This is a genomic window from Rhodococcus sp. P3_B8, from assembly GCF_056402775.1.
The window spans coordinates 1-11,957 of the sequence record NZ_JBFUGT010000199.1 but is presented as its reverse complement, the minus strand read 5'-3'; the positions used below and the strand labels follow the sequence as shown (position 1 = coordinate 11,957).

The 11,957-nt window shown below is 63.8% G+C and carries 14 protein-coding genes and 4 tRNA genes; 2 read left to right on the top strand and 16 right to left on the bottom strand.

All coding sequences use genetic code 11. The features are described 5' to 3' along the window. From AC1D1G_RS32995 to rplJ, 3 genes are all read right to left on the bottom strand, one after another. On the bottom strand, positions 1-752 hold a 752-nt coding region (locus AC1D1G_RS32995; protein ID WP_477955373.1), incomplete at its 3' end, for an ABC transporter ATP-binding protein. Between the two features lie 303 nt (positions 753-1,055). Next, the gene (gene rplL / locus AC1D1G_RS32990) at positions 1,056-1,442 is read right to left on the bottom strand and encodes a 50S ribosomal protein L7/L12 (protein ID WP_005252104.1); all 387 of its coding nucleotides are present in this window, start codon (positions 1,440-1,442) and stop codon (positions 1,056-1,058) included. 78 nt (positions 1,443-1,520) lie between these two features. Next, entirely contained in the window at positions 1,521-2,093 is a 573-nt protein-coding gene (gene rplJ, locus AC1D1G_RS32985; RefSeq protein WP_477955372.1) for a 50S ribosomal protein L10, read from the bottom strand. A gap of 460 nt (positions 2,094-2,553) precedes the next feature. On the opposite strand from rplJ, the gene AC1D1G_RS32980 reads away from it, so the two are divergent. Next, on the top strand, positions 2,554-4,173 hold the full coding sequence (locus AC1D1G_RS32980; protein WP_477955370.1) for an MFS transporter: 1,620 nt from the start codon (positions 2,554-2,556) through the stop codon (positions 4,171-4,173). Positions 4,174-4,239: 66 nt separating this feature from the next. On the opposite strand, the gene rplA is transcribed toward AC1D1G_RS32980, so the two are convergent. From rplA to AC1D1G_RS32925, 11 genes are all read right to left on the bottom strand, one after another. Then, positions 4,240-4,956, bottom strand: coding sequence for a 50S ribosomal protein L1 (gene rplA / locus AC1D1G_RS32975; RefSeq protein WP_005252097.1), 717 nt, complete (start codon positions 4,954-4,956; stop codon positions 4,240-4,242). A gap of 157 nt (positions 4,957-5,113) precedes the next feature. After that, the gene (gene rplK / locus AC1D1G_RS32970; protein ID WP_005252095.1) at positions 5,114-5,548 is read right to left on the bottom strand and encodes a 50S ribosomal protein L11; all 435 of its coding nucleotides are present in this window, start codon (positions 5,546-5,548) and stop codon (positions 5,114-5,116) included. Positions 5,549-5,607: 59 nt separating this feature from the next. Further along, positions 5,608-6,477 carry a transcription termination/antitermination protein NusG gene (gene nusG / locus AC1D1G_RS32965; RefSeq protein WP_283352876.1) on the bottom strand — a complete coding sequence of 290 codons (870 nt, stop codon included), beginning with the start codon at positions 6,475-6,477 and terminating at the stop codon, positions 5,608-5,610. A 58-nt stretch (positions 6,478-6,535) separates the two neighbouring features. Beyond that, positions 6,536-6,988, bottom strand: coding sequence for a preprotein translocase subunit SecE (secE, locus tag AC1D1G_RS32960; RefSeq protein ID WP_157951354.1), 453 nt, complete (start codon positions 6,986-6,988; stop codon positions 6,536-6,538). 31 nt (positions 6,989-7,019) lie between these two features. Continuing rightward, positions 7,020-7,092 (bottom strand) — tRNA-Trp (locus AC1D1G_RS32955). 184 nt (positions 7,093-7,276) lie between these two features. Next, the gene (hadB, locus tag AC1D1G_RS32950; RefSeq protein WP_005252091.1) at positions 7,277-7,702 is read right to left on the bottom strand and encodes a (3R)-hydroxyacyl-ACP dehydratase subunit HadB; all 426 of its coding nucleotides are present in this window, start codon (positions 7,700-7,702) and stop codon (positions 7,277-7,279) included. Next, positions 7,689-8,252, bottom strand: coding sequence for a (3R)-hydroxyacyl-ACP dehydratase subunit HadA (gene hadA / locus AC1D1G_RS32945; protein WP_477955369.1), 564 nt, complete (start codon positions 8,250-8,252; stop codon positions 7,689-7,691). Before hadA ends, hadB begins: the two co-directional genes overlap by 14 nt. An 89-nt stretch (positions 8,253-8,341) precedes the next feature. After that, positions 8,342-8,509, bottom strand: a complete 168-nt coding sequence (gene rpmG / locus AC1D1G_RS32940; RefSeq protein WP_005252089.1) for a 50S ribosomal protein L33 — start codon at positions 8,507-8,509, stop codon at positions 8,342-8,344. A gap of 61 nt (positions 8,510-8,570) precedes the next feature. Continuing rightward, a tRNA-Met gene (locus AC1D1G_RS32935) sits at positions 8,571-8,643 on the bottom strand. Positions 8,644-8,688: 45 nt separating this feature from the next. Beyond that, positions 8,689-8,761, bottom strand: a tRNA-Thr gene (locus AC1D1G_RS32930). Positions 8,762-8,976: 215 nt separating this feature from the next. Then, positions 8,977-9,059: transfer RNA gene (locus tag AC1D1G_RS32925), tRNA-Tyr, on the bottom strand. Between the two features lie 199 nt (positions 9,060-9,258). Between AC1D1G_RS32925 and AC1D1G_RS32920 the strand changes: the two genes are divergently transcribed. Next, complete coding sequence (locus AC1D1G_RS32920) at positions 9,259-9,750, top strand: YajQ family cyclic di-GMP-binding protein (RefSeq protein WP_007298080.1); 492 nt, start codon at positions 9,259-9,261, stop codon at positions 9,748-9,750. Between the two features lie 70 nt (positions 9,751-9,820). On the opposite strand, the gene htpX is transcribed toward AC1D1G_RS32920, so the two are convergent. Both htpX and AC1D1G_RS32910 read right to left on the bottom strand, forming a co-directional pair. Beyond that, positions 9,821-10,636 carry a zinc metalloprotease HtpX gene (gene htpX / locus AC1D1G_RS32915; RefSeq protein WP_043943972.1) on the bottom strand — a complete coding sequence of 272 codons (816 nt, stop codon included), beginning with the start codon at positions 10,634-10,636 and terminating at the stop codon, positions 9,821-9,823. A 189-nt stretch (positions 10,637-10,825) separates the two neighbouring features. After that, a complete protein-coding gene (locus AC1D1G_RS32910) occupies positions 10,826-11,881 on the bottom strand; it encodes a polyprenyl synthetase family protein (RefSeq protein WP_016882791.1) in 1,056 nt (351 codons plus the stop codon). Positions 11,882-11,957 lie beyond the last annotated feature (76 nt).

Genomic DNA, 11,957 nt, shown 5'->3' with positions numbered 1-11,957 from the left:
ATGCCGATCGGACCGATCATGGTGCCGTTGAGGAACTGCTTGACCACCGGCTCCTCACTGGTGAGCAGCACCTCCCGCGGACCGAACATCACCAGATGCCGGCGGAACAACATGCCGATGTTGTCCGGCACCGTCCGCGCGAGATTGATGTTGTGCGAAACGATCAGGATCGTCGCGTCGATCTCGGCGTTGATGTCGATCAACGTCTGCGAGATGTAGGTGGTTCGCACCGGGTCCAGGCCGGAGTCCGGCTCGTCGACGAGGATGATCTGCGGGTCCAGCACCAGGGCCCGGGCCAGGCCCGCGCGCTTGCGCATACCGCCGGAGATCTCGCCGGGCAGCTTGTCCTCGGCCCCGAGCAGGCCGACGAGCTCCATCTTCTCCATGACGATCTTGCGGACTTCGGATTCGGACTTCTTGGTGTGCTCGCGCAGCGGGAACGCCACGTTGTCGAACAGGTTCATCGAGCCGAACAGGGCGCCGTCCTGGAACAGCACACCGAACAGCTTGCGGATCTCGTAGAGCTCCTTGCTGGAGCACTCGAGAATGTTGGTGCCGTCGATCACGATCGAGCCCTGCTCCGGGCGGAGCAAACCGATCAGCGACTTCAAAAACACCGACTTACCCGTACCCGACGGCCCGAGCAACGCACTGACCTCACCGGCGGGAAGGGTCAACGTGACGTCCTGCCAGATCCTCTGCGAGCCGAACGACTTGGTCAGTCCCTCGACGGATACCTCGACTCCCACCATTACCTCCGCGACCGTTCGATGCACTCACCCCGTGTGGGTTGGGTCACTCTATCGCATCGACGTGTTACCTGTGACAAGGGATGCTACTCATGAGTAAGGAAGCATGCCAACAGCGGGTCCCACTATGCAAAACAACGCGTCTGAACTGGGATAACGGTAGCGAAATTTCTGGTCGCGCGTCCAGCTTTCGGCCAGGAAACTCGACACTCCGAAGACGTCCGCGGACACAAAAAGAGGGTCACTCCCCACGGATGGGGAGTGACCCTCTTCGTCTGCTCGGTGAGCAGCGCGGGAGAGACCGTCTTACTTGACGGTGATCTTCGCGCCGGCAGCCTCGAGCTTTTCCTTGGCGGCGTCGGCCGCGTCCTTGGCAACCTTCTCCAGGATCGCCTTCGGAGCACCCTCGACGAGGTCCTTGGCTTCCTTCAGGCCGAGGCCGGAAACGACCTCACGGACGACCTTGATGACCTGGATCTTCTTGTCGCCGGCCGACTCGAGGACGACGTCGAACTCGTCCTGCTCCTCAGCAGCCTCGGCAGCAGCCGGCGCTCCGCCTGCAGCGGCAACGGCGACCGGGGCAGCGGCGGTGACCTCGAAGGTCTCCTCGAATGCCTTCACGAACTCCGAGAGCTCGAGGAGGGTGAGCTCCTTGAACTGGTCCAACAACTCTTCGGTGCTGAGCTTCGCCATTGTGGCGGTCCTTCCTGTAAGTCCCATGTCGCTGATCCGCGACCGGGCGGGGTTATAGCAGTGATGCGCGGGTGCGGATCAGCTTTCGGCTGCAGCCTCGGCGGGAGCTTCGGCGGGAGCTTCGGCAGCTCCGCCTTCTGCGGCCTTCTTTTCCTGCAGTGCAGCAGCCAGTCGGGCCACCTGCGAAGCAGGAGCGTTGAACAGGCCTGCGGCCTTTGCCAAGTTGCCCTTCATCGCGCCGGCAAGCTTGGCCAACAGGATCTCGCGGGACTCGAGGTCCGCGATCTTGTTGACCTGGTCCACGGACAGCGCAGCGCCGTCCATGTAGCCGCCCTTGATGATGAGCGCCTTGTTGTCCTTAGCGAAGTTCTTCAGAGCCTTCGCAGCATCGACGGGCTCGCCCTTGATGAATGCAATGGCGGTCGGACCGACGAAAAGGTCATCAAGGCCCTCGACGCCCGCTTCAGCAGCGGCACGCTTGACCAGGGTGTTCTTGGCGACGGAGTAGGTGGCACCTTCTCCGAGAGCGCGTCGCAGTGTCGTGATGTTGCCCACCGTCAGACCACGGTATTCCGTGATCACAGCAGCGGTCGAACCCTTGAACTGCTCGGTGATCTCCGCAACCGCGGAAACCTTCTCAGGCTTTGCCATACTTCGCCTCCTCTCATGACAGTCGTTATCCCACTTCGGAACCGCTGCGCACCGCCGGAATCCCGGAGCACACAATCCACGACATGCAAAACGCCCCGGTGCAGGGCACACGGGGCGTGAAAGGAAACGACACGGTCAGGGCGCGAGCCCACAACCGATACGCATCCCCCTACCTCGTCCTCCTGCGTGGGCCGCCGGACATTCCCGGACTTTCAATCACACCCTTGCGGGAGTGATCACCAACGGTCTTGGGTAGAACATGATTTGGGGTGAAGTTCAAATACTGCATTGAACTCCGCAGGAAAGATTACGGCATGGCCTGCATAACCGCCAAATCGCGGCGGGACTCCACCCATCGCAGTGACCAGCATCACTCGGCATGCGGTGTGTGGTCCATCAGACTGAAGCAGCGTCCATTTACCTGTTACGCGACGTTACATATATGAGCTAGCTTTTCCTCATGACAATCCTCGAAGCCCGGGCCGTCGTGACCGGATCCCGGACACGACGCTTCCTCGCGCTCGCCGTGATCTGCCTGGCCGAACTGCTGGTCGTGCTCGACAACACCATCGTCAACGTCGCTCTCCCGTCGATCGGTGTCGAACTCCGCACCAGTGTCAGCGGCTTGCAGTGGGTCGTCGACGCCTACACGCTGACGTTCGCAGGCCTGCTCCTGGCGTTCGGCAACCTCGGCGACCGCTACGGTCGTCGACGCGTCATGGTCATCGGTCTGATCGGCGTCGCCGTCATGTCGATCGCCGGCGCCAACGCCGAGAGTCTGGGGGAGGTCATCGCGGCCCGCGCGGCGATGGGTGTCTTCGCGGCCGCAGTCTTCCCCGCGACCCTCGCCCTCGTCATCAACATCTTCACCGACGTGCGGGAACGGGCGCTGGCCATCGCCGCCTGGACCGCGATGGCCGGATTCGCGATCGCCATCGGGCCGATGGCCGGCGGGTGGCTGCTCGAGCATTTCAGCTGGCACTCCGTCTTCTGGATCAACGTGCCGATCGCGGTGGTCGCGGCAGCAGCGACGCTGCTCCTGGTGCCGGAGTCACGCGCCTCCGTCATCGGACGCATGGACCTCGTCGGAATCGCCGCCTCGATCACCGGAATCACCGTCCTCGTGTGGGCCATCATCGAGGCCCCTCACCACGGGTGGACGTCGTTCGTCACCGTCGGCGCCGTCGCCGTCTCGATCGCGGTCCTGGTCGGATTCGTCCGCTGGGAGCTGCGCACCGAGCACCCGGTCCTCGACCTGCGGCTGTTCCGCAACCGCAGGTTCTCCCTGCCCGCCCTCGCGATCGCCATCGGGTACTTCTCGATGTTCGGCTTCCTGTTCCTCATCACGCAGTACTTCCAGGGAGTCCGGGAGTACACGCCGTTCGAGTTCGGTGTCGCGTCGCTGCCGTTCGCGGTGTCGGTGGCGGTCGGCGCCCCCGTCGCCACACTTCTGGCCCAGCGGATCGGGACGACCCCGGTCATCGTGTTCGGCCTCCTCCTCACCGGTGTCGGGCTGTACCTCGGCGGTCAGGTGGCCGTCGACAGCAGCTACCTGACGGATGTGCTTCCGTCGATGGTGTCGATGGCGCTCGGCTTGGCCATCGTGCAGGGGCCCGCCACCGAGTCGATCATGGCATCGCTGCCTCTCGACGAGGCGGGAGCAGGCTCCGCCGTGAACGACACGACGAGGGAAATCGGTGGAACGCTCGGTGTCGCCGTGCTCGGATCGATTGTCGCGTCGTACTACGCGACGACGATGAGTCCGCTGCTCGACCGGATTCCGGCCGCATTGATGGACGACGACGAGAAGGGCTTCGCGCGTGCGACGGTCCTGAGTGTGCTCGAGATCCGGAAACGGGAGATCCCGCCGTTCCTCGAACAGCAGCGTGAGAATCTCATCCTCACCATGAAGACGACGGTGCTGCAGGGGTCGCACACTGCGTCGCTCGTCGCGGCGGGCGCCGTGGTGGTCTGCGCGGTCGTCGTCGCGATCTTCATGCCCTGGGCGCCGGCACGCACCGATTCCGTGATGCTGGCGTGGCGGAAGAAGTCCGAATCGGAAACCGGCGACGAAGACTGACCCCGGAAAAAGCAGTTCGGCCGGTACGGAAGATTTCCGTACCGGCCGAACTGTGTGAAGCGTGACTTACGCGTCGGCATCCTCGAGAAGGTTGCGGGTGCGGTTCGGGTCCACCGGGATGCCCGGGCCGGTGGTGGTCGAAACGGTGACCTTCTTGACATAGCGGCCCTTCGCGGAGGACGGCTTCGCACGCAGGATCTCGTCCAGCGCGGCGCCGTAGTTCTCCACCAGCTTGGCGTCGTCAAACGATGCCTTGCCGATCACGAAGTGCAGGTTGGCCTGCTTGTCGACGCGGAAGTTGATCTTTCCGCCCTTGATGTCCGCGACAGCCTTCGTGACGTCAGCCGTCACGGTGCCGGTCTTCGGGTTCGGCATCAGGCCACGCGGTCCGAGGACGCGGGCGATGCGGCCGACCTTGGCCATCTGATCGGGAGTCGCGATGGCGGCGTCGAAATCGAGCCATCCACCCTGGATCCGCTCGATGAGGTCCTCGGCACCGACGGCGTCGGCTCCAGCTGCCTCGGCCTCGGCGGCCTTCTCTCCGACTGCGAACACGATGACGCGGGCGGTCTTACCGGTGCCGTGCGGCAGGTTGACCGTGCCGCGGACCATCTGGTCCGCCTTGCGGGGGTCGACGCCCAGACGGACGGCAACCTCGACGGTCGCGTCCATCTTGCTCGACGACGTCTCCTTCGCCAGCTTCGCAGCCTGCAGCGGGCTGTACAGCTTGTCGAAGTCGATCTTCTCAGCGGCGGCGAGATACGCCTTGCTGCGCTTTGCCATTTCTTCTGTCCTAACTTCTCACCGCAGTGTGTGTCTTGTCTGCGATGGTGAATGGTTCAGTAGTGGTCTGGGCCTGGCCGGCCCTCCCACGCTTTCTTCGACGGCGGTGCCGTCAGTCGATCTTCGACGGCGGTGCCGCCGATCGATCAGGGCTGACTCAGCCGTCGACCGTGATACCCATCGAGCGTGCGGTGCCGGCGATGATCTTCGCGGCCTGCTCGATGTCGTTCGCGTTGAGGTCTTCCTGCTTGGTCTTCGCGATCTCGCGCACCTGATCCATGGTCACGGAAGCGACCTTGGTCTTGTGCGGCTCGCCGGAGCCCTTCTGCACGCCTGCAGCCTTGAGCAGCAGCTTGGCAGCCGGAGGGGTCTTCAGCTTGAAATCGAAGGTCCGGTCTTCGTAGACCGAGATCTCGACCGGCACCACGTTGCCGCGCTGGGACTCAGTCGCCGCGTTGTAGGCCTTGCAGAATTCCATGATGTTCACGCCGTGCTGACCAAGCGCGGGACCCACGGGCGGTGCAGGGTTAGCCTGACCGGCCTGGATCTGAAGCTTGATGAGCCCTGCGAGCTTCTTCTTCTTGGGGGGCATCTCGATTTCCTAATTCTTGCTGGGTGTGTTTCTTGCTACTGCAGTGCAAGTATGTGGCGCTAGATCTTCGCGACCTGCGTGAAGGACAACTCGACCGGGGTCTCGCGACCGAAGATCGAGACCAGGACCTTGAGCTTCTGCTGCTCGGCGTTGACCTCGCTGATGCTGGCGGGCAGCGTGGCGAACGGGCCGTCCATGACGGTGACCGACTCGCCGACCTCGAAGTCGACCTCGATGAGCGGCTTTGCGAAGCTTTCTCCGCCGGTCTCGCCCGCCGAGACGGTTGCCGCGGCGGCCTGCTTCTTCTGCTCCTGCTGCGGGAGCAGGAACTTGATGACCTCGTTGAGGGTCAGCGGGGACGGGCGCGACGTCGCACCGACGAATCCGGTGACGCCGGGCGTGTTGCGCACAGCTCCCCAGGACTCGTCGTTGAGATCCATGCGGACCAGGATGTAGCCGGGCAGAACCTTGCGGTTGACCTGCTTGCGCTGACCGTTCTTGATCTCGGTGACCTCTTCGGTGGGAACTTCCACCTGGAAGATGTAATCGCCGACGTCGAGGTTCTGGACACGGGTCTCGAGGTTGGCCTTGACCTTGTTCTCGTAACCCGCGTAGGAGTGGATGACGTACCAGTCACCGGGTGCGCGGCGCAGAGCGGCCTTGAGTTCCGCAACGGGGTCCTCGGGCTCTTCGGCCGTCACAGCCTCGTCGGCGGGCGCAGCCTCGTCGGCGGTCACAGCCTCTTCTTCGGCGGTCACCTCGTCCTCGACGATCTCGTCGGCCGGGGCGTCCTCTGCACCGTCGTCACCGACGATTTCCGCGGCTTCGGTGCCCTCGTCGGCAGCCTCGACATCCACTTCGGCTGCCGCCTCGGCAGAAACACGCTCTTCGGCCAAAGCCTCATTCGTGTCGTTCTCGGGGGTGCTCACTGGGGCACTCGCTTCCTCTCGTCACTCACATACTTCGGATCCACCGGGGCGGATTCCGTCAACCGAACAACCAGGTGACGCCCTTGATGACCACCAGATCCAACACGCCGATGAACGTCACCATGAACACCACGAAGACCAGGACGACGCTGGTGTAGGTGATCATCTGCTTGCGATTGGGCCAGATGACCTTGCGCAGCTCGGCGATGACCTCGCGGAGGAACCGGCGCAGGCGCTTGAAAATGTTTTCCTTGCGCGGCTTGTCGGCGCGATCCTTCTTCGCCGGCTTGACCTTGGTGGTCGTGTCCGACTTCGAGAGTTCCGGTGACTTCACGGAACTCGCGGCGACCTCAGTACCTGCCTGCGAACGACGGCCCTGGCGCTTACCGCTGGGCTTTCCCGAGGGAGTGGCGGAACGCGTGGTGGTGGCGTCGGCCGCGGTGTCGTCGGCACCGTCCGGGCGCGTCGACCCTGAAGTGTCGCCGTCGCGCTTGGCGCGCTCCTCGCTCACGTCGTTCCTCTCAGTCGCTGGCATCCGGGGGCAGGGGCGACAGGACTTGAACCTGCAACCTGCGGTTTTGGAGACCGCTGCTCTGCCAGTTGAGCTACGCCCCTTTGGTCGGGAGACCTGGTCCGAAACTAGCCTCGGACCAATTCTTGACCGACCTCTCTGTGATTACATGACACGCGCGCCACCCTTGCCGGCCATACAGCACCGTAGGGCAGCGCGCAGCGCTGAGTAATCCCAGAAATCTCAGTGTACTTCAAAGCCCCGGAACAAACCCAATCCACCCGGCTGTCAGGCCAGACGGACCGTTGCGGTGGCGCGACCGAAGATCTTCTTTCCCTCGGAACGCGCCACGATCGCGACTACTGCTGTCTTGCTTTCTTCGTCGAGCGATTTCACCTTACCGGTGTACTCGACCTGCGCGGCCTCGTCCTCACGGACGTAGACCGAGCTCGTGAAACGAACGTTGTATTCCTTGACAGCACCCGGATCTCCGAGCCACGACGTGACGAAGCCGCCGCCGAGACCCATGGTGAGCATTCCGTGCGCGATCACGTTGTCCAGACCGGCGAGCTTGACGACCTCGTCGCTCCAGTGGATCGGGTTGGGATCGCCGGACACGCCCGCGTAGTTGACCAGGTCGCCACGCGTGAGCTTCACGATGCGCTCGGGGAGTTCTTCACCCACCGAGACGTCCTCGAACTTACGAAGCGCCATGCATGATCACGTCCTTGACTGCGTGAGCGATGTTCTCGTCGACCTCGCCACCGGTGCGCGCGACGAGCGTCGTCCACGTGGTCTGGACCAGTTCGTCGTACTGATCGGTGACGATGTTCTTGGTGACGATGATGTCGCTGCCGCCCATCTGACGGAACGACTCCAGGTACACGTCACAGACCAGGCGGTCGCCGACCTTGATCGGCTTGTGGAACTCGAGCCGCTGATCGGTCTGGAGAATCTGGCTCGGGTCGTAGCCCGTGACGATCTCCTTGAAGAGACGTCCCTGGGCGATGATGCCGACGAGCGAGATGAACGTCAGAGGAGCGAGGAGACCGTCGTAGCCGAGGCCCTTCGCGGCTTCCTCGTCGTGGTGAGCGGGGTGCCAGTCCTGCACGGCACGCGCATACTCGCGCACCTTCTCGCGTCCGACCTCGTAGAAATCGTCGACGCGGTAGTGGTGCCCGACCATTGCCAGTGCGTGCGCGGCAGGATCAGCAGGAACAGCCTCGGGCACGCATGCCTCTGTCTCTGTCACAGTGTCAGTCACGCGAAAGAACCTCTTCTACCCTTGACGTCAGCGCGTGAGGGCAGCCTAGAGGACTCCCTTCGCGAACGCAGTCCTAGTTCCGGACCGTGTTACTTGGACTCGCGATGCGACTGGTGAGTTCCGCAGTTCGGGCAGAACTTCTTGATCTCCAGGCGATCGGGGTCGTTGCGCCGATTCTTCTTGGTGATGTAGTTGCGGTGCTTGCATACCTCGCAGGCCAAAGTGATCTTGGGCCGAACGTCAGTCGAGGAGGCCACGGGATGCCTTCTTTCGGGTGAATCTGATTACGAACAATCAGGGTGGATCATGCATATTGTGTAGCGGTGACCGGACTTGAACCGGCGACGCAACGATTATGAGTCGTTTGCTCTACCAACTGAGCTACACCGCCTCGGTGTCGAGTGTCGCGCACTAGGCGCTCCACTTCAATCCAGCGAGCCCCCTAACGGAATCGAACCGTTGACCTTTTCCTTACCATGGAAACGCTCTGCCGACTGAGCTAAGGGGGCGTGCTTCGCTCGCACATCGCTGCGCGCTGAAGCCTTGACGAGATTACACAGAGTTCGCGTCCAGAACCAAATTGCCTGGTCAGCGGCTTTCGTATGTCGCTGCACCCGGCAGTTCGGGTCGGCAGCCCACACAGAGCGGGGTGCCGGCCGGACAACCGGTCCCGGCCACGAACGACAGAACCCCGGTGAGCTGTCGCTCACCGGGGTTCTGTGTGTGGCAGATGTAGGATTCGAACCTACGTAGGCATAAGCCGACGGATTTACAGTCCGCTCCCATTGGCCGCTCGGGCAATCTGCCGGGGTTGCACGAGGAGCGCGAAATCTGTGCGAAATCGCTCTCCGCTGCGGAAAGAAGAATACAACGAACGGCCCCCCGTTTTGCAAACCGGGTGGATACGGGCGGTTGCGAACCGATAGCGTCGAATCTGCTCGTCGGCATTCGGCGGGCCCCCGGCCGGGTCGCGGCGGGGAGAACTAGACGAAACCGGGAGTGTGAAGTGGCTGATTCGTCCTTCGATGTGGTGAGCAAGGTGGAGCGTCAAGAGGTGGACAACGCCCTGCATCAGGCCGGCAAGGAGCTGTCGACCCGGTTCGACTTCCGGAACACGGGAGCATCGATCGAATGGTCCGGCGAGGAAACCATCACCCTGACGGCCGACACCGAGGAGCGACTGCTCGCCGCCCTGGACGTCTTCAAGGAGAAACTGATCCGGCGTGACATCTCCCTGAAGGCGTTCGACGCGGGCGAGCCGGCGCAGTCCGGAAAGATCTACAAGCTGTCGGGCAGCCTCGTCCAGGGCATCACCACGGAGAACGCCAAGAAGATCACCAAGAAGATCCGCGACGAGGGCCCCAAGGGCGTCAAGGCGCAGATCCAGGGCGACGAACTGCGGGTGAGCAGCAAGAAGCGCGACGACCTGCAGGCCGTGATCTCCCTGCTGAAGGGTGAGGACTTCGGGATCGCGCTGCAGTTCGTGAACTACCGGTAGAGGCGCTCCGCGCCCGTGCGCCTTTTTGGTTGTAGGAACGACCAGAAAGGCGCACGGGCGGCGAAGCCGCCTACATGCCCGCCATGCGCTCGAGCCGCTCGATCCGGTCGGCCATCGGCGGGTGGGTGGAGAACATCCGGCTCATCTTCTCGCCGGTGCGGAACGGGTTGGCAATCATCAGGTGCGACTGCGCGGCGAGCTGAGGCTCCGGCGGCAGCGGTGCAGCCTGGGTGCCCTGCTCCAGCTTCCGCAGCGCGGACGCCAGCGCCAGGGGGTCGCCGGTGAGTTCTGCGCCCGACTGGTCGGCCTGGTACTCCCGCGACCGCGACACCGCGAGTTTGACGACCGTCGCGGCGATGGGCCCGAGCAGCGACACCAGGAGCAGCGCGATCGGGTTGGCGCCCTGTCCCCCGCCGCGTCCGCCGAACATGTTGGCGAACATGGCGAAGTTCGCGAGTCCCGACACGACGGCGGCCATGGCACCGGCGACGGAGGAAATCAGGATGTCGCGGTTGTAGACGTGCGACAGCTCGTGTCCGAGCACGGCCCGCAACTCTCGTTCGTTGAGAATCTGCAGAATGCCGCTCGTGACGCACACCGCGGCGTGGCGCGGACTGCGCCCGGTGGCGAAAGCGTTGGGCGCGGACGTGGGGCTGATGTAGAGCCGCGGCATCGGCTGGTGCGCGGTGGTGGCCAGTTCCCGGACGATGCGGTAGATGACCGGCGCCTGCACCTCGGTGATCGGCTGGGCGTGCATGGCCTTGAGCGCCATCTTGTCGCTGTTGAAGTACACGTACGCGTTCATTCCCACCGCGAACACGATCGCCAGCAGCAGGATGGTGGGGTTGCGGAACAGCGCGCCGATGAACACGATCAGCGCTGACATGCCGACCAACAGAACCAGAGTCTTCGCCCCGTTTGCGTAGCGCACGTCACGCCTTCCTTGTCGTTGTCACCCGATCACGTCACCCGAGTTTCGGGATCTTGATCATTCAACGAAACACGGTGGTGGGACGGTTCCCGCTCGGACGACGAGAAATCGGGTGAAGACGAGTTCGGTTACTGACGATACGGCTCAGCCGACGCGCTCGATCGTGTAATCGACGAGCTTGACGAGGGCGTCGTTGGCGGGGCCCTGCGGCAGCTCGGCGAGCTGCGCGCGTGCCTGGACCGCGAACTCCTCCAGCTTCGCCTTGGCGGCGGCCATGCCGGGTGACCGTTCGAGGAGCGCGAGCGCCTCCGCGACGTCGTCGTCGTTGGTGACGGGGCCGTCGAGGAGCACCCGGAGGCGATCGGCGTCGGGTCCCTCGTCGCGCAGCGCGTACAGCACGGGCAGCGTGTGGACGCCCTCACGCAGGTCGGTTCCGGGTGTCTTGCCGGACTGGGCGGACACCGAGGAGATGTCGATGATGTCGTCGGAGATCTGGAAGGCGGTGCCCACGGCGTCGCCGAGGCGTTCGAGCCGCTTCACGTGGTCGGCGTCCGCGCCGGAGAAGGTGCCGCCGAAGCGTCCGCACGCCGCGATGAGCGAGCCCGTCTTCTCCCACACGACCTTGAGGTAGTGCTCGACCGGATCCTGCTCGCCGCGAAGCCCGATCGTCTCGCGCATCTGGCCGGTGACGAGTTCGGCGAACGTCTCGGCGATGATGCGCACCGCCTCGGGTCCCAGCGTCGAGACGAGACGGGACGCGTGCGCGAACAGATAGTCGCCGGCGAGGATCGCAACGCTGTTGCCCCACCGCGAGTTCGCGCTGGGTGCACCGCGGCGCATCGACGCCTCGTCCATCACGTCGTCGTGATACAGCGTGGCGAGGTGGACCAGCTCGACGACGGTGGCCGCCGTGACCACCGACGGGTCGGAGGCCTTCGGTCCGAGCTGGGCGGTGAGCACCGTGAACAGCGGACGGAAACGCTTGCCTCCCGCCTTCGCGAGATGCAACGCCGCCTCCGTGAGGAAGTCCTCCCCGTCGGAGAGCTCACTGACCAGCAGTTCCTCGACTTGCTTCAGTCCTTCACGGACCGTGGCAGCGAGCTGCGGGTCGCCGAGATCGATCCCGGCGACCGTAGTGCCCACTACAGCGTCGGCAGCGGTGTGTGCTGCGCCCTCGGTGCTCACGTTCTCAGTACCCATCCTGTCGTCAGTGACGGCTTGTGCTGCGCCCTCGGTGCTCACGTTCTCAGTACCCATCCTGTCGTCAGTGACGGCT

Coding starts and splice junctions, on each gene's coding strand:
- rplL (WP_005252104.1), bottom strand. CDS start 1,442: ATGGCGAAGCTCAGCACCGAAGAGTTGTTGGACCAGTTCAAGGAGCTC.
- rplJ (WP_477955372.1), bottom strand. CDS start 2,093: ATGGCAAAGCCTGAGAAGGTTTCCGCGGTTGCGGAGATCACCGAGCAG.
- AC1D1G_RS32980 (WP_477955370.1), top strand. CDS start 2,554: ATGACAATCCTCGAAGCCCGGGCCGTCGTGACCGGATCCCGGACACGA.
- rplA (WP_005252097.1), bottom strand. CDS start 4,956: ATGGCAAAGCGCAGCAAGGCGTATCTCGCCGCCGCTGAGAAGATCGAC.
- rplK (WP_005252095.1), bottom strand. CDS start 5,548: ATGCCCCCCAAGAAGAAGAAGCTCGCAGGGCTCATCAAGCTTCAGATC.
- hadB (WP_005252091.1), bottom strand. CDS start 7,702: ATGGCGCTTCGTAAGTTCGAGGACGTCTCGGTGGGTGAAGAACTCCCC.
- htpX (WP_043943972.1), bottom strand. CDS start 10,636: ATGTCAGCGCTGATCGTGTTCATCGGCGCGCTGTTCCGCAACCCCACC.
- AC1D1G_RS32910 (WP_016882791.1), bottom strand. CDS start 11,881: ATGGGTACTGAGAACGTGAGCACCGAGGGCGCAGCACACACCGCTGCC.